The organism is Deinococcus puniceus (assembly GCF_001644565.1).
GTDB lineage: Bacteria > Deinococcota > Deinococci > Deinococcales > Deinococcaceae > Deinococcus > Deinococcus puniceus.
Genome location: NZ_CP011387.1, coordinates 484,291 through 503,795 on the forward strand (window position 1 = coordinate 484,291; position 19,505 = coordinate 503,795).

The 19,505-nt window shown below is 62.6% G+C and carries 18 protein-coding genes; 6 read left to right on the top strand and 12 right to left on the bottom strand.

Annotated elements, in window-relative coordinates; genetic code table 11:
- Positions 1–81 precede the first annotated feature (81 nt).
- Complete coding sequence (locus SU48_RS02190) at positions 82–2,271, bottom strand: hypothetical protein (RefSeq protein ID WP_064013820.1); 2,190 nt, start codon at positions 2,269–2,271, stop codon at positions 82–84.
- 54 nt (positions 2,272–2,325) lie between these two features.
- Positions 2,326–2,841, bottom strand: coding sequence for a DUF11 domain-containing protein (locus SU48_RS02195; protein WP_064013821.1), 516 nt, complete (start codon positions 2,839–2,841; stop codon positions 2,326–2,328).
- A 479-nt stretch (positions 2,842–3,320) separates the two neighbouring features.
- Here SU48_RS02195 and dusA point away from each other — a divergent pair, with 479 nt between their 5' ends.
- The 4 genes from dusA (at position 3,321) to pta (ending at position 8,539) form a co-directional block, all read left to right on the top strand.
- The gene (gene dusA / locus SU48_RS02200) at positions 3,321–4,376 is read left to right on the top strand and encodes a tRNA dihydrouridine(20/20a) synthase DusA (RefSeq protein WP_064013822.1); all 1,056 of its coding nucleotides are present in this window, start codon (positions 3,321–3,323) and stop codon (positions 4,374–4,376) included.
- Positions 4,373–4,828 (top strand): tRNA (adenosine(37)-N6)-threonylcarbamoyltransferase complex ATPase subunit type 1 TsaE, encoded by a 456-nt coding sequence (tsaE, locus tag SU48_RS02205; protein ID WP_064013823.1) that lies wholly within the window; start codon positions 4,373–4,375, stop codon positions 4,826–4,828. Before dusA ends, tsaE begins: the two co-directional genes overlap by 4 nt.
- A 317-nt stretch (positions 4,829–5,145) precedes the next feature.
- Positions 5,146–6,324: an acetate kinase gene (locus tag SU48_RS02210; protein WP_157451055.1), complete on the top strand. Its 1,179-nt coding sequence runs from the start codon at positions 5,146–5,148 to the stop codon at positions 6,322–6,324.
- 103 nt (positions 6,325–6,427) lie between these two features.
- A complete protein-coding gene (gene pta / locus SU48_RS02215) occupies positions 6,428–8,539 on the top strand; it encodes a phosphate acetyltransferase (RefSeq protein ID WP_064013825.1) in 2,112 nt (703 codons plus the stop codon).
- A 62-nt stretch (positions 8,540–8,601) separates the two neighbouring features.
- On the opposite strand, the gene SU48_RS02220 is transcribed toward pta, so the two are convergent.
- The 5 genes from SU48_RS02220 to SU48_RS02240 form a co-directional block, all read right to left on the bottom strand.
- The gene (locus SU48_RS02220; protein ID WP_064013826.1) at positions 8,602–9,303 is read right to left on the bottom strand and encodes a hypothetical protein; all 702 of its coding nucleotides are present in this window, start codon (positions 9,301–9,303) and stop codon (positions 8,602–8,604) included.
- Between the two features lie 87 nt (positions 9,304–9,390).
- On the bottom strand, positions 9,391–10,512 hold the full coding sequence (locus tag SU48_RS02225) for an LptF/LptG family permease (RefSeq protein WP_064013827.1): 1,122 nt from the start codon (positions 10,510–10,512) through the stop codon (positions 9,391–9,393).
- Positions 10,497–11,558 (bottom strand): LptF/LptG family permease, encoded by a 1,062-nt coding sequence (locus SU48_RS02230; protein WP_064013828.1) that lies wholly within the window; start codon positions 11,556–11,558, stop codon positions 10,497–10,499. Before SU48_RS02230 ends, SU48_RS02225 begins: the two co-directional genes overlap by 16 nt.
- A 118-nt stretch (positions 11,559–11,676) precedes the next feature.
- Positions 11,677–12,378: a DNA damage response protein DdrC gene (gene ddrC / locus SU48_RS02235; RefSeq protein ID WP_064013829.1), complete on the bottom strand. Its 702-nt coding sequence runs from the start codon at positions 12,376–12,378 to the stop codon at positions 11,677–11,679.
- Between the two features lie 523 nt (positions 12,379–12,901).
- Positions 12,902–13,462: a 3'-5' exonuclease gene (locus SU48_RS02240; RefSeq protein ID WP_064013830.1), complete on the bottom strand. Its 561-nt coding sequence runs from the start codon at positions 13,460–13,462 to the stop codon at positions 12,902–12,904.
- 226 nt (positions 13,463–13,688) lie between these two features.
- On the opposite strand from SU48_RS02240, the gene SU48_RS02245 reads away from it, so the two are divergent.
- The gene (locus SU48_RS02245) at positions 13,689–14,192 is read left to right on the top strand and encodes a DUF3105 domain-containing protein (RefSeq protein ID WP_064013831.1); all 504 of its coding nucleotides are present in this window, start codon (positions 13,689–13,691) and stop codon (positions 14,190–14,192) included.
- 31 nt (positions 14,193–14,223) lie between these two features.
- Here the strand turns inward: SU48_RS02245 and SU48_RS02250 are convergent, their stop codons facing one another.
- The 3 genes from SU48_RS02250 to mobA all read right to left on the bottom strand — a co-directional run bounded on the left by SU48_RS02250 (position 14,224) and on the right by mobA (position 16,805).
- A complete protein-coding gene (locus SU48_RS02250) occupies positions 14,224–15,156 on the bottom strand; it encodes a magnesium transporter CorA family protein (RefSeq protein WP_064013832.1) in 933 nt (310 codons plus the stop codon).
- 425 nt (positions 15,157–15,581) lie between these two features.
- Positions 15,582–15,818 carry a ferredoxin gene (locus SU48_RS02255; protein WP_064013833.1) on the bottom strand — a complete coding sequence of 79 codons (237 nt, stop codon included), beginning with the start codon at positions 15,816–15,818 and terminating at the stop codon, positions 15,582–15,584.
- Between the two features lie 162 nt (positions 15,819–15,980).
- Positions 15,981–16,805: a molybdenum cofactor guanylyltransferase gene (mobA, locus tag SU48_RS02260; RefSeq protein WP_064013834.1), complete on the bottom strand. Its 825-nt coding sequence runs from the start codon at positions 16,803–16,805 to the stop codon at positions 15,981–15,983.
- Positions 16,806–16,893: 88 nt separating this feature from the next.
- On the opposite strand from mobA, the gene SU48_RS02265 reads away from it, so the two are divergent.
- A complete protein-coding gene (locus SU48_RS02265) occupies positions 16,894–17,217 on the top strand; it encodes a hypothetical protein (RefSeq protein ID WP_064013835.1) in 324 nt (107 codons plus the stop codon).
- 67 nt (positions 17,218–17,284) lie between these two features.
- Here the strand turns inward: SU48_RS02265 and SU48_RS02270 are convergent, their stop codons facing one another.
- Together SU48_RS02270 and SU48_RS02275 are read right to left on the bottom strand one after the other, a co-directional pair.
- Positions 17,285–18,679: a sensor histidine kinase gene (locus SU48_RS02270; protein ID WP_064013836.1), complete on the bottom strand. Its 1,395-nt coding sequence runs from the start codon at positions 18,677–18,679 to the stop codon at positions 17,285–17,287.
- 157 nt (positions 18,680–18,836) lie between these two features.
- Positions 18,837–19,499, bottom strand: coding sequence for a response regulator transcription factor (locus tag SU48_RS02275; RefSeq protein WP_064013837.1), 663 nt, complete (start codon positions 19,497–19,499; stop codon positions 18,837–18,839).
- Positions 19,500–19,505 lie beyond the last annotated feature (6 nt).

Below are 19,505 nucleotides of genomic sequence, written 5' to 3' on the forward strand. Positions count from 1 at the left end.
GGGTGTTCGGTGGGCCATCTGGAGGCAAGCAGATGCGGGGGCAGAAGCCGAAGCCTGCTGATTACCCCCGCCCGGTGACGCTTACTTGATGGTGGTCGTAAAGTTGACTGTAATGACGCCCGTGCTGGGCATGGTGTCGGCAGCAGTGATCGCGCCGTCCGAAGAGGTGTCTACGCCCACGTCTACCCGCGTGACGCTGGCTGGGGCCACAGCCGTGCCGATGGGCTGCCAGCCCATGCTGTTGAAGCGCACCAGCAGGTTGCCCGCAAAGTTGGCGCTGGCCGCCACAGACTTGTAGGTGGAGTAGGTAAACAGGTTGGTGGTGGTGCCGGTGTTGGTGCCGGTGCCGACCACGCCGCCCTGCTCGGTCAGGAAGAAGCCGCGGACGGAGGCGTTGAAGTTGTTCTTGGCGACGATCTGATACTGGATATCGTTGCCGGGCAGGGCGTTGGCGTTGGCCGAAGTCTGCGTTTTGGTGATCTCGATGCCGCTGGGGCCAGTGTTCGCCACGCCGATGCTGACGGTGTCGTTGTCGTCGCTGCGGGCAATGCCGCTAAAGCTGCCGACGATGCCCTGCGAAACGGGCAGCGGAGTGCTGACGCCGTTGGCGGTGGTGCTGGCGGCGTTGGCGGGCACGTCGATGACGGCCACCAATTTTAGCTGTGCGCCGGGGGCGACAACGGGCGTGGTGGTCAGGGCAGGCCCGGTGGGATTGCCGTTGGCGTCCGCTAGGTAGTACTTCACGGGCACAACTTGGTCAGAGATGACGCCGGTTGTGGGGTTGATGACCTTGACGGTGACGCTGCCCGCGATGGTGTACGACTCTGGATAAGCACCCGTATTCACGACGCTCATGGGGAAGACGGCGCTGCTGTCGGTCTGGGCGGTGCCCGTACCTGTGGCCGTACCGGGAATCACCGTTTCATTGGGGAACTTGGCGGGTGCAGCGGTGGTGCCGTCAGTGTCACCAAAGATCACGTTCGGCGGGTTCACAGTGAACTTGCCTTCGGTGTTGGGCGTCAGGTCGGGGTCGTTGCCCGAATCCACGCCGATGATGATGGGGATGCTGGGGGCGGGCGTGGCGGGGTTGCCGTCGGGGTCAGGGTAGGTCACGATGACCCGGAAGGGCACGCTGCCGCCCGGCGCGATGATGCCGAGGGGGAAATTGCCGTTGGCGTCCGGCGTAATCGGGTTGCCGTTGCCGTCCAGAATGGTCACGATGGTGCCGGGGGGCAGGCCAGTGGGCGGAATCAGTACCACCGCGTCGGGAATGGTGCCGTTGTTGGTGACTTGGCTGACGAACGTGACCACGTCGGGGGCCGTGCCAAGATCGGCGGGCGGATAGGCGTTTTGGTCGCCAGTCGCGGGGTCTACCGCAATAATCGTGCCGGGGGTAGTGACCGGGCCACCGGGCGGGTTGGCGGGCGGCACATACGTATTGGGATCGGTCACCGGGCCAACGGGGCCGGGAATAGGGCCGGGCACCGGGGGCGTCACGGTGGGCGTAGAAGGATCGGTGTCGGTGGGCGGCACGATATCTACGCTGGGGTTGGCGATCTTGACGTAGGTGTATTGCAAGTCGGTGCTGGGTTCTGTAGAGGCCGGGTCGGTGGTGCTGGTGGCCGTGACGAACTGCTGACCCGTGCCCTGAGGACTGACAAAATACTCACTGGCTTTGGGTGCAGTGACCGGGATCTTGATGCGCTGGATAATCTGGACTTGGCCCTCGTCGCCGGGGGTCAGGGGATCGTCTACAGGAATGCTGACGGGGCCAGAGATCAGGGTATCGCCCGGCTCGATCAAGCCGTTGCCGTTCAGGTCAAGGTAATACTCGACGGTGGGCAGCGGAGACGCGCCGTTACCGTTGGCGCTCACCACAGCCACCAGAGTCACGGGATTCACGCTGTTGCCCGTGTTCACCAGTGTGTATTTGGTGTCCACGTCAATTCCGGTGGCCGTAGGAACCACGTTGTTTTTCACGTAATCGGCAGGGTAGTAGCCCGCGCCGCCGGTTGCCCCAGCGACAGGTGCAACGGGGGTGTTGCCGTCTACGGTGGTGCCGGAAAAGTTCACGTCAAAACCGGGTTTGGGCAGCACGGTGGTGGTCACGGTGTTCGACTGAGATGTTTTGGGCGTGGTTCCATCGTTGGGGTCTATAAACGTGGCGGTGGCGATGTTGGTAATCGGGGTGCCAGCGGGCGTTCCGGCGGCAGCGGCACTGCCAGCAGCGAGGGCCGCCATCAGCGTGAGAAGAGAGGTATGCAACTTCATCGGTACTCCTTAAATCGTGTCGGAAGGGGGAAAAGTGAGTGGGCCGAAATCGGCTCAGTTGACCTGAACGCGGAAGCCGACTTTCAGGTCTTTGCCCGCATCGATTCGCGCCAACATCCAGCGAACGTTGGTGTACTCGGAAGGTTTGACTTCTACTTCCTTCTTCACGCTCTTGCCGTTTTCCGTCACTGTCACCATCTTCGTGAGGGGTGCAGCGGCGTAGGTTTTGCCGCCGTCGATGGAATATTCGGCCTTGGCTCCGCTCGCGGCGGTGTTCATGGCGGTTTCAGCCTTCAGGTAGGTGGTGCCCTTGGGCACGGGCAGGCGCACCGTCACGTTGGTCAGGGCCTTGCTGCCCATATTGCGGGCGGTCACCATCTGGCTCAGCACGTCGCCGGGGCGCACGTTTTTGGGGTCGGGGGCCAGTTGTTCGGTGGCTTTGCCGTCCACGGTCACGGCCTTGACGAGGGCTTGGCCTAAGGTCAAGGTGAGGGGGCTAGCAGCCTGAGCTACAGCAATACTGGTCAGGAGTGCGCCGGTCAGCAACACTAGGGGGGAATAACTTTTCATAACAACTCCTCGCGTGAAAGAACGTGAGAGAACACTGGCGGCCATGGGGTGAAACAGGCCGCCTGAAGAGGCAGCAACGTCTCTCACGGTAGTCAGCACCGTCTTACGGCCTACTTACAGAAGAGTTGGCTTTTTTCTAGGTAGTCAGAACATCCCTATTTTTCCGCTCATGTTGTAGCGAAGAGCCGCCGTAACGTGATGGTCATTTGTCTGAACTGTTGAGCGTGTATGAGTGGCTTTATCTTAAAATAAGAGTGGATTTCTATCTTATATAGGTAATCCTAAGAGAGAAATGACCGATGCAGAGAAAATTTAAATGATGTGACGGAGATGTGGAGTGTCAGCCGAGACACCCAATGGGGGGTATTCGACAGTGGACGTGTGACGGCATCCAATTGGGTGAAATGTTACAGGTTGCAAAATCCCGTTTGATCCGTCCCACTTTTGACCTGCCCCGCTGCCGCTACACTGGTCAGCCCATGAGTGCTGCCCCGCCCCTGCCCCCGCATACGCTGTCTGTGGCCCCGATGATGGACTGGACAGACCGGCATTGCCGCGTGTTTCACCGCACGCTGACGCGCCGCACCCTGCTGTATACCGAAATGGTCACGACTGGCGCGATTTTGCACGGAGACCGCGAGCGGCACTTGGGCTTTGATGGTGCAGAGCATCCGGTGGCCCTGCAACTGGGCGGCAGCGACCCGGTAGCGTTGGCCGAATGCGCCCGCATAGCGCAAGATTATGGCTACGACGAAGTGAACCTGAACTGCGGCTGCCCCAGTGACCGTGTACAAAACGGGTCTTTCGGCGCTTGCCTGATGGGCACGCCCGACGTGGTGGCCCGCGCTGTAGAGGCCATGCGCGGCGCGACCTCTTTGCCCGTGACCGTCAAGCACCGCATCGGCATAGACGATCTGGACAGTTACGACCACCTGACGAACTTTGTGGGCACTGTGGCGGGCGCTGGCTGCGACACCTTTATCGTGCATGCCCGCAAAGCGTGGCTGAGTGGCCTGTCTCCCAAAGAGAACCGCGAGATTCCGCCCTTGCGCTACGAGTTGGTGCAGCAACTCAAAACGGACTTTCCGCACCTGACCATTGTGTTGAATGGGGGAGTGCTGACGCTGGAGGACGCACAGGCCCACTTGGCTTGGGCCGACGGCGCGATGGTGGGCCGGGCGGCCTATCAAAACCCTTACATACTGGCCGCCGCTGACCGGGATGTGTTTGGCTCGGCTGGCTTTGGTTCAGGTAGCTTACCGCCCACCCGCCGCGAAGCCATCGAAGCTTTTTTGCCGTATGTGGCCGCGCAGGTAGAACAAGGCCAACCGCTGAACCGCTCCATGCGCCACACCTTGGGCCTGTTTGCGGGGCAAGCTGGGGCACGCCACTGGAAGCGCACCCTCAGCGAAAAGGGGCATCTGCCGGGAGCGGGCTTGGAAGTGGTGCGCGAGGCGATGGCAGGCGTGCCCGACAGCGTATTGGACGCGAGGCCGGAAGCTCAGCCAGAAGCGCAAGCACTCGCACCCGCATGATCACGCCCCCGAATGCGCTGCCGTTGTTGCCCGGAGAAACGCACCTCTTCTATGGACAGCAGCAACAATGGGAGTTTGGTGCGGCCTTGGCTCACGCCTTGCCCGCTGGCTCTGTCCTCTTCCTAGAAGGAGAACTGGGCGCGGGCAAAACCACGCTGACGCAAGGGCTAGTGGGCGCGTTGGGATTCACCGAACCCGTGACCAGCCCCACCTACGCCCTGATGAACGCCTATCCCACCCCCGCCGGACGCGTGCTGCACGTGGATGCCTACCGCACCCGCCACCCCGCCGAACTGTACGAAATGGACTTGGAAGACCTGATCGCGGGCAGCCGCCTCAGCGTGATCGAGTGGGGAGAAGCCTTGTATGCCGATTATCCCGACGCGCCGATTGTGCGCCTGCTGCATGTAGATGGGGAACCGGATGTGCGGCGGGTGGAGCGGGTGCGGTGAAGTGGAGCGAAGTCTAAGGTTCTGATGGTCTAAGGGAGGGCAATCGCTGGCGCTCGTTCACCCCCTCTGCTCCGCAGCTCTGCGAGTCCCCGGCCCTCCCCCCTCAAGGGAGAGGGAGCTAACACCTAGAGATTCTGGCTCTTTCCGTTACCCCTCCACCCTTGCGGGGGAGGGGCGCTGCAAGGCAGCGGGGTGGGGGGAGCCAGCAGCGCGATTGCCCTTCCTTAGACCCTAGACCTTTAGACTCTTAGGCCCTTTTCCCCTATGAACCAACAGCGGGCCGCCCGTCCCTGCCCGCACCCTTCACAATGTCTGGTATGTGGACGCTCGTTCTGAATTGCGGGTCAAGTAGTGTCAAGTTCGCCCTCCTGAATCCGGCGTCGGGTGAGGTACGGCTCTCTGGGCTGGCCGAGCGATTGGGTGCGCCTGAAGCCTCGGTGCGATTGGAGCGGGACGGGGGGCGCACCACGCACGCTCTGCGGGGCGGAGCCTATGCCGAAGCTTTTGATGTGTTGCTGGCCGAGTTGGAAGCGTTGGGTGTGCGCTCCGAGGTCAGCGCTGTAGGCCACCGCGTTGTGCACGGCGGCGAACGCTTCAGCGCCCCGGCCCGTATTACGTCCGATGTGCTGGACGCGATTCGGGCTTGCGTGCCACTCGCGCCGCTGCACAATCCGGCCAACTTGTCGGGCATCGAGGCGGCGCGGGCAGCCTTTCCCGGCGTGCCACACGTTGCGGTGTTCGATACGGCCTTTCATCAGACCATGCCCGATGTGGCCTACCGCTACGCCGTGCCGGAAGCGTGGTACACCCGCCACGGCGTGCGGAGATACGGGTTTCACGGCACCAGCCATGCGTTTGTGGCTGCCGAAGCCGCCGCACTCTTGGGCCGCCCACTGGCCGAATTGAACTTGGTCACGGCCCATCTGGGCAACGGCTCCAGCGTGTGCGCCGTGCAGGGCGGGCGCAGCGTGGATACCAGCATGGGCCTCACGCCGCTGGAAGGCTTGGTCATGGGCACCCGCAGCGGCGACGTAGACCCCGGTCTGCACGACTATTTGGCGCGGCAATCCGGCCTCACCCTCAGCGAAATCACGGCGGCCCTGAACCGTGAATCGGGCTTACTGGGCTTGTCTAATCTGGCGTCCGATATGCGCGAACTGGAAGCGGCGGCAGCCGGGGGGCACGCGGGCGCACGCCTCGCCGTAGACGTGTTCGTGTACCGCCTCGCCAAAACGGTGGCGGGCATGGCCGTGGCGCTGGGCCGCCTAGATGGCTTGATCTTCACGGGCGGTATAGGCGAAAACAGCGCCACCATCCGGGCCGCCACATTGCGCCGCTTGGCCGTGCTGGGCTTTGAAGTGGATGAAGAAGCCAACGCGGGAGCAGTGCGCGGGCAATCGGGCCTGATCACGGCGGGCGGTGTTCCGGCGCTGGTGGTGAATACGAACGAGGAATTGAGTATTGCGAGGCAGACGGAAGAGGTGCTGGCGCAGTGAAAACCGTCAGTGGTGAGTGGAAAAAGATAGAACCCACCGACTCTGATTCTTGCCCTTGACCTTCCCACTCACTACTCACCACTTCCCCTCCGAAGGAGAACCCATGAAAACACTGTTTGTTGCCCCCACCCGCAACGGCGTCGGCCTCAGCAGCACCACGCTGGGGCTTGTGCGTGCCCTTGAGCGGCAAGGATTAAAAGTCGCGTTCCTGAAGCCGATTGCCCAGACCCACGAAGCCGACACCGACGATTCAGTGCATTTTGCCCGCGCCCTGATGGGAACGCGCACGCCGGAGCCGATTTCGCTCACTTCTGCCGAGGAACAACTGAGCTTGGGGGCGGAAGAGGAACTGATGGAAAGCGTGATCGCCCTGTCGCGTGAGGCGGCGGCGGGCGTGACGGGCGGCGCGGATGTGCTGGTGGCCGAGGGGCTGGCCCTCACCGAGCGCAACACTTACGCGGGGGCGCTGAATGCCAGCCTCGCCCGCAACCTAGAGGCCGAAGTGGTGCTGGTGTCCAGCCTCGCCGGGGTCACGCCCGCCGCGTTGGCCGACGAACTGGAAATTTCGGCGCTGGCTTACCGCCGCAGCGATGGGCGCGGGCTGGCCGGATACATCCTGAACTTTGCCCCGATGGCGCTGGATTTTGGCGGACTCCTAGCCGAACTGCGGGGCCGCAGCCGCATCTTGGCAGGCGGAGAACTGCCGTTGCTGGGCGTGGTGGCCCAGAATGCATCGCTGGGAGCGCCGCGCACGCTGGATGTGGCGCGGTACTTGGGCGCGACGGTGGTAAACGAGGGGGAAGCCAAGCTGCGCCGCGTGTCCAGCACGGTAGTCACGGCCCGCAGCGTGCCGCGCATGGCGCACTTGTTTGGCCCCGGCGCATTGGTGGTCACGCCCGGAGACCGCGAAGATGTGGTCATGGCCGCCGCGTTGGCGCACCTCAGCGGCGTTCCGTTGGCGGGGCTGCTGTTTACCTCGGGCAGTGGCCCCGAAGATTCCATAGAAAAGCTGTGCCGCGCGGCCCTGACCAGCACCCTGCCCGTGCTGAGAACCACCACCAATTCCTACGAAACAGCCTCGCGCCTGTCGCGCATGGACGCCCGCGTGCCGCACGACGATACAGACCGCATGGATAGAATGCTGGACTTTATCGCAGACCGTCTGGATACGTTGCCGCTGGGCGCACGCCTCCGCACCCCCAACGTGGACGGGGAACGCCGCCTGCCGCCCAGTGCCTTCCGCTACGAGCTGATTCAGAAGGCGCGGGCCGCCCACAAACGAATCGTGCTGCCCGAAGGCGACGAACCCCGCACCGTGCGGGCCGCCGTGCGCTGCGTCGAAAAAGGGATTGCCCGCTGCGTGCTGCTCGCCAAGCCCGACAAGGTGCGCCAAGTGGCCGAAGGATTGGGCCTGACTCTGCCCGACAGTCTGGAAATCCTTGACCCAGACGTGATCCGCACCCAGTATGTGGCCCCGATGGTGGAACTCCGCAAGAGCAAAGGCCTGACCGCGCCGCAAGCCGAGGCGCAACTGGAAGATACGGTGGTGATCGGCACGATGATGCTGGCGTTGGGCGAGGTGGACGGGCTGGTGTCGGGCGCGATTCATACCACCGCCAACACGGTGCGGCCCGCCCTGCAACTCATCAAAACGGCTCCCGGAGCGGCGCTGGTCAGTTCCATCTTCTTCATGCTGATGCCGGAGCAAGTGCTGGTGTACGGTGACGCCGCCATCAACCCCAATCCCAACGCGCAGGAGTTGGCCGATATTGCCATTCAGAGTGCCGACAGCGCCCGCGCCTTTGGCATCACGCCCCGCGTGGCGATGCTGAGCTACAGCACGGGCGAAAGCGGCACGGGCGAGGACGTGGAAAAGGTCAAGGCCGCCACCGGACTGGTGAAGGAGATGCGCCCCGACATCATCATTGACGGCCCGCTGCAATACGACGCCGCCAGCGTGCTGAGCGTGGGCAAGCAAAAAGCCCCCGACAGCCCGGTGGCAGGCCGCGCTACCGTGTTCATTTTCCCTGACCTGAATACCGGGAATACCACGTATAAAGCCGTGCAACGCGCCGCCGGAGTGGTGGCAGTCGGGCCAATGCTGCAAGGCCTGAGAAAGCCCGTAAATGATCTGAGCCGGGGCGCATTGGTAGACGACATCGTATATACGATTGCGTTGACGGCTATTCAGGCGACTCAGGGGGCTGGAAAATAGATTTTCAGCTAGAAATGTGGGCCAACGGTTTCATAGCCGCTGGCCCACACTCTTTCAAAGACTTAACGCAGAGAGAATATCGCTTGCGTCTTCAAGGATGCAGAGGCCACATTGTTAGTAAGAAGAGTCCATTTTTGGCCTCTATAGGAGTTGGCGTTGGTAAAAGTTACATTATCCCCTGCTACGACAGTTAGAAGCGCATTCCAGCCCGCTTTTAGATTTATATCGTAATCGCTAGTTCTAGTAACGCCGCTGGAAGTGCATTTAACCTGACCCTTAAGCGTAGACGCTTTATCAATATAGATAGCAGAGATTTGCTTGTTGAGGTTGTCATCAGCAATGATAAAAATAGCTCCGTCTTTCTCCGCATCTACGGTGAAGAGGGCAGAGCCGCCACGGGCTGTCTTGTCGCTCACAACGAGGGTGGACGTGCAATTTGCGTTGTCACCCACAGTGATGCTGGAGAGATTTTTGTCGGCCAACATAGGCAATTCTGCGAAGTTGAATTTGCCATCAGCGGTAAGGGGAGTACGCGTGATTTCCTCGGGGGCACCACCGGCGGTCACGAAGCTTTTGAGAATGACTTGGCCCGCGCCACCTGCCCAACCACTGGTGGTCAGGGTCATTTTGCCTGCTCCGTCTGTGGTGATCTTGCCTTCCACGACGGTTCCATCCAAGTTCTTCGGCTCAGGAGTGTTAAATAGGTTGCAAGACGCGAGAGCGAGGGGGGTAAGAGCTAGCAATCCAAGAGTGATTTTTTTCATACTTCAAGTAGCCTATCGGATTGTTGTCGTATGTGAGGCTAATATGAGCATTCGTATAGACATGAAAGTCGCAATTCGGTTTCTATTCTACCGCCGCCCTGCCATTCGCAGCAGCACCAGTCCCGCAAATACCGCAATCAAATCGGGTGCGTAGGCGGCCAGCACGGGCGGCAAGGCTCCGTTTTCGCCCATCACGCGGAAGACGCTCCAGGTGGCGTAATAGGCAAAGCTGAGCAGGAGCGCCCACACGAGGCCCACGTTCAGGCCGCTGCGGAAGGTGTACACGGCCAGACTGACGGCAAAAAAGGCCAGGGCCAACGCCGCCAGCGGTTGGGCAAATTTGAGGTGCAGGGCGGTAAATTCGGCGGGAGCGCGGATATTCTGAGCGCGGTAGGTGCCAGTGCGGGCCAAGAGGTCAGGCAGCGGCAGATAGATAGACTTAAGCTGCCCGCCGTTGTCTTCAAAGCTGGCCTGAACGTCCTGCACGGGCAGCGTGCCCTTCTCGAAGGTCAGCACGGTCACGGGCCGCGCGTCCTGATAGGTGATGCGCTGGCCGTTTTCCAGCTCCAGAATGTTGCTGCCGGGTTTCAGGCGGCCTGTGCGGGCGGTGATCACTTCACGCGGGGGCTGTCCGATCTGCATGGTCACGATTCTCAGGTCACGCAGTTCGCCGCCCGCCGCCACGCTGCCCACGCTGATGGCCCGGTTCAGGGCGTCACGCAGCACCAGACTATCCTTGCCCGGTTCCCCCAGCCCGATCACGCGGGGATTGTCGAACACGATTTCACGCTGCACGGTTTGGGCCTGCACTTTGGCACGCGGCACGAGGGTTTCGGCCACCACGAACGACAGCACGGTCACGCCCGCCGCCAGCGCCAGCACAGGCCGGAACAGCCGCGACGCCGGAATGCCTGCCGAGAGCGCCGCCTTGATTTCCGAATCGGCGGCGAGGCGAGAGAGGCCTTGCAGGGTGGCGAACATCAGGGCAATGGGCAAAGCCCGCGAGACGGCTTCCGGCACGTTCAGGGCCAGCAATCGGGCCACCAGCAGCGGATTGGCCCCTTTCGCCAGCAGCGGCGCAATCGCGTCTTCCAGCGCAGCCAGCACCAGCAGCACGATCACTACCACGAGCGCACCCACCAACGGCGGCAGGATTTCCTCTAATACGTACCTCTCAAACCGCTTGAGGCCGATCACCGGAGCCGCCATGCCAGCACGCCCGCGACGGCCAGAAACACCAGATTGGGAATCCACGCCGCCAAGTTGGGTTCGATGGCTCCAGCGCGGGCCAACTGCGGCACCGTCGTCCAGATCACGTAAAAGCTGACGATGAACACCAGCACGGTGGCAAACGCTGCGGCGCGGTTGCGGATCAGCAGGCCCAAAGCTCCGGCGGCCAGCGCAAACACGATGGGCGTCACCGGATCGGCCAAGCGCGAGGCCAGCTGAAACTGAATATCTCGGCGCTGGGTGGCGGTCAGGCGGTCAGTGTCCTGTGCCAACTGGGCGCGGAGGGCGGGCGTGCTGACCTTCTTAGCTTCGGGCGGCGGCGGGGCCAGCGTATCGGCTTGCGGCACTGTAATGGGCTTGGTCTGCGCCTGCGGATTCTGGCCGGGGCGAGAGATCCACGCACCTGTCAGCGTCCACGTTTTGGCCTCTGTATCCCAAGTGCCGCCGGGCGCAGTGATCGTTTCGTCGCCGCGCTGCACCATCACGCCCTGAAGCTCGGCCACCGGGCTGCCCGCGTCGTTGCGGACTCGCCCGGCGTAATACAGCGCGCCGGGTTCGGCGTAGGTGTACTTTTCCTGCGTGGGCTGCGGCGGCACCATCCCGTAAATTTTGTACCAAGCGTTGTCCCAACGGTCTAATCCGGCGGGAACCACGTACCCGGCATTGAGAAAAGCCAGCACGCCCACCAGCGCAAACGGCAGGGCCAGCGGCCACACGAGGCTCAGGGGCCGCACGCCCGCCGCGAACATGGCTTTGATTTCGCTGTCTTTTTGCATGCGCGAGAAGGCAAGCAGCACGGCAAACGGCACCGCCAGCACCAACGCCCGGTTCAGCAGCGTGGGCAGGTATCCGGCAAACGCGCCCGCCGCCTGCACAAAACTGGCGTCGTAGGTCAGCAAGCGGCCCACGGTGGTACTCAGCGCGTCGGTCATCTGCAAAATCAGGAACAGGGCGAGGCCCGCGCCGTACCACCCCAGCACTTCACGGAACACGGAACGGGGCAGCAAAGACGGCACAGGCGGCATTCTAGCGGCTGAGTGCATGAGAGGTGGGGGAAAGTGGGGAGTGTGATGGGTGGAATCAAATAAAAGAGAGCAAGCCCGGTGGCCTGCCCTCTAAATCAAACTTGCTTATTCGAACCGGTTACCCGGCTTGCGGGGCCAGCGGCGCGTCCCACAGGTGGCGTTCGCGGCGGGCCACATGCTCGTGCAGACGCAAAATGGCGGTGTTGCCGTGTGCCCCGTGATCCTGAATGGCCCGCTCGGTGGCCGTGTCCACATACGCCATCCGCAAGAGTTCGGCGCTGCTGAGGCCGTCGCGGGTCTGCTTCACGCCGCGCTCCCGGCGAATGGTGGCGCTGTCGGTACCCAGCACGCTGCGGTTGCTGATGCTCCCCAACTGCCCGTACACGTTGCCCTCGCCGCCGTGCCGCGCCACCGTACTCATCAACGTGCGGCGGGCGTCGGTGCTCTCTAGGCGTGCGGCCAACCAACGGCGCGATTCGGGGTCGGGGTTGCGCTCGGCAATCTGGGCGCTCAGGCGCACGTCGCCCTGCATGGCACGGGCCAGCAAGGTCTGGGCACGCTTGCGCCAGCGTTTGGCCTCGGTGGTGGTCAGCACAAAGGCGAGGCGGGCGAATTCGTCGGGGTGCAGTGTGGCTTCAGGGCCAGCGCCAAAGTCGCGTTCGGGGCTATGAAGGTCATGCTGAGCGGCAAAAGCAGTCCAGTCTGTCGCGGGCACTGTCAGACCCAGTTGCAGGAGGGCGGTGGGGGCGTGCAGCAACCCGTCCGCGCTGGCGGGCAGGCGCACCGTACCAAATTCCAGTGTGTTGGGGAGGCTCTTCATGCGTATATCTTAGCACAAATTATGTTTTTAGCATAACAAATTGGGCAGAAAAAGGTTAAGCTGACGCAACGATAAAGGTACATTTTTGGCGTGCTGAACGTAGAATTTTTAGGGAAGTGCTGGCTTTGGCTTCCTCGAAAGTGGGTGAATGGAACGTTGGCCGCTGAGCTGCTGGGAGCTTGCAAATTACGCCGCTTTTCTGGCTTGCTGCCACGCTTTCCCCCACCCCCCAGCCCCCGCCCCCAAAGGGTGCAGGGGAGTTGTCGTTGCACTCGGCAGGATTGATCTTGTCGCGTCCAGACTTGGCCTAATCGTTCATCTGAAGCTGAATTGCCAGTTCATTCTGAAATGGAATTGGCCCGCGCGTTGCACGCACGACGGCCTCACACGGATGGGGGCGGGAACGGTTTGGAGTGGCGGTTTCGTGGTATTGGCCCCTCCCCCTTGAGGGGGGAGGTTGGGAGGGGGTGAATGAGCAACGCGATTGCCGTTCCTTAGACCCTCGACCCTTAGACACAGCACCTCAGTCCGCCTTGCCCGTCACCAGTTTCAGCAACTCCACGTACACCCGCGCCGTTACGGTGGCGTCTTCTAGCGCGTCGTGGGCGGTGTAGGTCAGGCCAAAATGCTTGACCAGTTGGTCTAACGGGGTGCCCACCTTGCGCGGCAGGTGGCCGGAATGCAGCAAAAACTGGGCCACCAATTTGGTATCCACCCGCCCCCGCCGAAACACGCGGCCCAAGTCGGGCAACAGGGGGGCCAGAAACCGGGTGTCGAATTGCAGGTTGTGGCCGCCCAGAATGACCCGGCCCACTTCGGCGGCATAGTCGCGGATGGCCTGCGCCACGGCTTCGGGCGGCTGGGCGGCGGCGTGGTGGGCGGTCAGGTCTATGCCGTTTACTGCCATCGCTTCCGGTTCCACGTCGTATTGCCCGTGCTGCACACGCAAATGCAGGGGCCGCGTGATGTCGCCTTCCGGGGTCAGCGTGACCAGACCCACCGTCAGCAGCGGGTGGCGAGACGGGTCACGGCCCCCCGTTTCGGTGTCTACAAAAATGATCGGTTGGGTCAGCGCGGCCAGCATGGGTCAGGGTGGCACATCTGACGGCGGCCCACACAGACCAGCGCAAGTCACTGCCGGGTCACGACCCTGTTATCACTCCGAGCGGAGCGATAAGGCAACAGTGACTGGGGGTGAAAGTGGAGACCGTCCGGGCGCTTTTCCCGCATGACCGTACCGGTAGCCGCTAGCCACTTATCAGGCTGTTTCTTCACACCGCTGCTCCCACAACCCGCTAGGCTGTAGGGCAATGAACCGCACCCGCCTAAGCCTATTGCTGCCCGCCCTTGCCCTCGCTCTTGCTGCCTGCGGCGGCGGCATAGAGGGCCTGCAAACCTTCACCTACCCGGCAGGAGATCACCGCACCGGCTCGCTGGTCTATGCCGAGAACCCACCAGCGGGCGGCCCACACAACGCCGTGTGGCAAAACTGCGGCGTGTATGCCCAGCCCCTCTACAACGAGTACGCTGTGCATAGCCTCGAACACGGCGCGGTTTGGATCACCTACCGCCCTGATTTAGACGCCGCTTCACTGGATCAACTGAAAAAGCTGATCGACGGCAGGCCATACACCCTGCTCAGCCCTTATCCCAACTTGCCTTCCCCAGTGGTGGCGAGCGCGTGGGGCGCACAACTGAAGGTAGACAAGGCCGACGATGGCCGCCTGAAAGCCTTCTTGGACAAGTACGAGCAGGGCGCGACAGCCCCAGAACGCGGCGCGGCCTGTTCGGGCGGGTACGGCGCAACGCAGTAGGAGCGGCTGTTTTTCTACCTCTGAGCCAGTCCTAAAACACCTTCAGTTTGTGGAATAAAAATGCCAGCGTGGAGGCCAGTGCCAGTGCCATTCCCAGCACGATCCACATGCCATACGGATTCTGTGCAAAGGGAATGGGCACGTTCATGCCGAAAATACTCGTGACCAGCGTCGGAATCGCCACCAGAATCGTTGTGACGGTCAGCACTTTCACCACCTGATTCACGTTGTTGGAAATGACGCTGGCAAAGGCTCCGGCCATGCTGGTCAAAATGTTGCTGGCAATACTCGCCATTTCGATGGCCTGCAAGTTCTCGATCAACACGTCATCAAGCAAATCTGAATCTTCCTCGTACATTTCAAAGATTCGGTCACGCTTCACGCGCTCCATCATAGCTTCATTGGCTTTCAGGCCGGTCATGAAGTACACGAGGCTTTTTTCCAATTTCAGCAGGTTCAGCAGTTCGCGGTTTTGCTGCGAGTTCTCCAATTTGTCTTCGATCAGGTCGACGCGCTTGTTGATCTGGCGCACGTCTATGAGGAAACGCTGGGCGTTGCGGAGAAACAGTTGCAAGGTCAGGCGGTTTTTCTTGGCCGTACTGACGCGCCGCACCAACCCACTGATGACGTCCTTGACCACCGGATTTTCCAGCGCACACACGGTCACAAGGCAGTGATCGGTATGAAGGATGCCGAGTGGCACGGTGTCGTAAGGAATATCGCTCTCGTCGGGCAGGCGGTAACTGGTCTGCATGATCATCAGCAGTTGGCCGTCCTCGCGCTCGAAGCGGGAGCGTTCGTCGGGGTCAAGGGGATACGACAGGTAATCCAGCTCCAGCCCGGTTTCGCGGCTGATGCGGGCCAGTTCTTCGGCGGTGGGCGCGGTGGCATTGATCCAGCAGCCGTCGCTGTAGCCCTCGGCGGTGGTCAGCTTGCCGCCGATAGAGCGGTAATAGGTCAGCATAGGCCGCCGCCAGAGCTTAGAAAAGGATAGGGAATAGGAACAAAAAGTGGTTGTGGCACATTGCGGGACACAGCTCGAAGCATGGGCGTCCTCCGGTGGGGTGGGATGGCGTCAAGTTCAAACTGGGCGGTTCGTTGTCCAGAGTTTCGGAATGCACGTCATCACCTCCCTTCCGGCGGGCCGCGAGCAACGGCGTGGCCTTACCGCCCGCCATGCTAGCCGGATACACGGTAGAGGCGCAAGCATGGGCACAAAAAACCCACCCGCCAGCCGGGGCCGGGGGTGGAAAGAGGGCGGATTCTTGGGGTGCGGAGCGCGTCCGACTCCCTGGAATCTAGAAAAGCGCTAGATTTCAGTCCATCTACCGCATTCCGCCTCTGTTGCTGCTCAATGTGTTCGGGTCAGCTTGCTGGCCGCAATGGACTTTACAGGCCGAAGTAAACGCGGTTCTTGACGATGAATTCGGTCTCGCCGCCGGGCACATCTTCTTCGGGATAAATGGCGCTGACGGGGCAGGCGGGCACGCACGCGCCGCAGTCGATGCACTCGTCGGGGTGGATCAGGAATTGATCGCCCGCGTCGTAGATGCACTCTACGGGGCAAACTTCGGTGCAGGCGTTGTCCTTGACACCAATGCAGGGGCTGACGATGACGTGAGGCATGCCAGACAGTATGCACAGCGCCGGGGAACCTGACAAGGGCAAAGTCTCTACAGACCTTGCACCGGACTAGTCAGGTTTTATCCGTGCGGGCGCAGCAAAAGCCGAGCTTAGAGGTCAGGATTAGCGGGCGCGAGGCAGATGGGGACGCGGTACAGAGCGAATTTAGCGGATGGCCTGAGTGTGTTGACCGACAAAGTGCGCTTCTGCCAAGTGCAGGTCTTCATCTTTATCGACATCGGTGCCGACAGCAGCGTGCGGCGTAATCAGGGCGTGAACGGGCACGCCCAGCAGCGCGGCCACTTTGGCTTCCAACCGCGCCACCGTCAGTTGCCCGGTCAGCAGCCTCAGCAAAATCCCCGGCCCGATCAGGGCCGCCAGTTTCAGGGGCGCTTTGCGGGCAGCCAACACCGAGCGCAGGCGCGGCAGGAATTGGCCGATCAGGGCCGGATCGAGCATAAACAGGTTGCCGCCCGTAAACGTGCCGTCCTTGAGGCGGGCATAGGTGCGCTTGACCCCCGGATAGGCCGCCTCGCAGACCTCACGGCGCACCACCGGATAGACCAAGGCGGCGTCAATGGGCGCGCCGTCCAGCACGTCGCGTACCTGCTCTGCCGTCAGCAGGGGAATATCAGCCGTGACCACCAATACGCGCTCGCCTGCGGTGGCCGCCAACGCCTCTACACCCGCTTCTAGGTTGCCCAGCAGCGTGCCGTGATCGGTGACGCGCAGGGCAATCAAGTCGTCCATGTCGGACGTCGTGGGGCCGACGTAAGCGATGCGCTGCACACGCCCGCTGCCGTGCAGGGCACGCAACACATGGAGCGCCATCGGCTGGCCTGCCACCGGAATCAGCCCTTTCACCTTGACGCCGTGCGCCGCCGCGAAAGGATCGCCGGGATCGCCGCCGCCCAGCACCACGGCACTCCAGCGCACTGCCGAAGCCGCCGTGTGGGGCAGGCCAGTTGTTGACTGCTCAGGTTGACTCATTGGGCTTAAGGGTAGCAGGGAGCGGGGGCAGGAGCCGAATGGGGGGATACTTGGGGGTGGTCGAATAGGACTTCGTCAGAATGGATCTATGACCGATCCGCCTGTCAAGCTGCGCCTGATCGACTTCGTGCAGTGTGTCCTGGAACGTCCATATCTGTATACGACCCATAGCTCGTACGACGAGGTCATCGCGTTCATTGAGGGATACCACGCCGGACACCGCCAGACGGGAACCCGGTGGCTCGCGTTTAGTGAGTGGCTGCAGGAACTGGTTGGTGAGGGCGAACGTCGATTGATGGCGCGATTCCGCGCAAGGTACGAAGATGACACCCTCGCCCTTCAGCAATTGCATGAGCTCTATAACGCATTCCTTTGGCAGCCAGACTCAGCACCACTCTGGGTTGAGAAGTGACAGAATGCTGCTAAGGGCCGGGGGGCAAAGGGTCTAAACAGGGCAATGGCTGGCGCTCCCTCACCCTTTACCCCGGCAGATACAACCTAGCCGTAAATCCCGCTCCGGGCTTGCTCTCCAGCGTCAGGGTTCCCCCGTGCAACTCGGCGGCGCGGCGCACGATGGCGAGGCCCAAGCCGTGGCCTTCGCCGCTACGGGCTTCGTCGGGGCGGTAAAAGGCTTCTCCTAGGCGGGCCAGCACGCCTGCGCTCACGCCGGGGCCGTCATCTTGTACGGTGACGGTTGCGCCGCCAGATTCGGCCTGCACGGTCACGGTAATGGTGGCCCCCGGCGCGTGCCGCACGGCGTTCATGGTCAGGTTCCAGATGGCCTGGCCCAGCAGCACCCGGTCTCCCTGCACCGATACGGGCGCGGGGGCCAGCAAATCCACGTCGGCTTCGGGCGAGAGTTCGCGGGCGCGGTCTACGGCGTCGGCGGCCAAGTCGCGCAAGGGCACGGGCGCACGCCCCATCGCTTCGGCGTCACGGGCCAGCAGCAGCAGGTGATTGGTGAGGATGGCGAGCCGGGTCATATCGCTGCCCACTTCACGCAGTTCGGCGCGGTAGCGGGCGGCGTCGCGTTCGCGGGCCAAGGTGCCTTCTACCCGCGCCTGCACAGCCGCCAACGGACTGCGGAGGTCATGCGCGGCGGCCCGCAAAAAGGCCTGTTCACGTTCGCGGGCATCGGCCAAACCCCCAAACGTGCCCTGCAAGGTCAGGGCCAGCCGCGCCAATTCGTCGCCCTGTCCGGCCCCCGGCACAGGCCGCCGCAAATCGCCGCCCGCGCCTATTTCCCGCGCCGCACCTTCCAGCGCGCGAACAGGCCTCAGCAGTCGCCCCGCCACGCCCCAGCCCACAGCCAACGACAGCAGCAGCGCGGCAGGCAACAGCCACGCCAGCGCCCGCCCAAAGGCCCGCTGAGCCTCGGTGAGCGCTTGTGCGTCGGAGGCCACCGCCAGCGTGACATTCCCTTGCAGATCGCGTCCCGGCCCCCGCGCCCGCACCCCACGCACGGCGATCAGTTGGTCGTTCAAGCGGTACAGGTTGTCTTTCAGGTTCAGGGCTACGCCTGCCGGAAAGTTGGTCGTTTGGACTTGAGACACCACGCCAAGCTGCACCGACACCAGCCGAAGTTCTAGGTTCCGGGTCTGCGGATTGCTGTTCACAATTCGCTCCAAGTCGGCCACCGTGACCTCTATCACGCCAAAGCCCAGCGGCCCAGCGGCCCGGCTCAGCTCTCCTTCTACCCGCTCCTGCACGGCACTGACGGCACTTAGCAGGCGGTCTTGCTGCGAGCGCAAGAGAAAATCGTTGACCTTGACGTACAAGCCGCCCGCCACCAGCGCTACCGCGAGGCCGGTTGCCAGCGCCGCCCAGAGTGCCAGCCGCGCCCGCAGGGTGAGTGGGGGCCACTTTAAGGACATGGAGACCTGTGACTGTTGCCCAGCTTGGCAAGCGTCCAGCGTTGACGATTCTGGGTAAAACCCCCCAGTCTGCTGTGCAGCCAGCCAGCGCAACAGCACTTGTCCCCACCTCTAAGGGGGGGCGTTGCGACAGCAACGGGGGGGTTTGCCCACCCCCTCACTTCTCCACCCGGTAGCCGCGCCCCCGCTCGCTGGAAATGGCTTCCTGCGCCAGCTTGCGCCGCACGTAGCGCACGTACACGTCCACGATTCGGGCTTCTCCTTCAAATTCTGGCCCCCACACGCGGTCTAGCAGTTCCTCACGGGTAAACCAGCGTTCGGGAGCCAGCGCCAAGACTTCTATCAGGGCATATTCGCGCCCGGTCACGGCCACTTCTTCGCCGTCCCATGCCACCGTCCGGGCCACCGTATCCACCACGCCGCGCCCCGCCGCAAAGGCCAGCCTCGGCGCACCTTGCCCCCGCTCCCGCCGCGACAATGCCCGCAAGGTTGCCAGCAGTTCAGGCATGGCAAACGGTTTGACGAGGTAAGCATCGCCGCCCAAATCCAGCCCCTGCACACGGTCGCCCAGTTCGCCCCGCGCCGTCAGAAACAGAATGGCCGAATCCACCTCGGCCTCACGCAGTTGCCGCGCTACCTCGAAGCCGTCCAGACCGGGCAGCATCACATCCAGAATGAGCAGGGAATAATCCCCCAGCATGGCGGCCTCTAGACCTTCCGGCCCAGTCTGCGCCCACGTGACCACGTAACCCGCCTCGCGCAGCGCCTCCCGCGTCGGCTCGGCAATGCGGGGGTCGTCTTCTACGAGCAGCAGTCTCATCGGGTG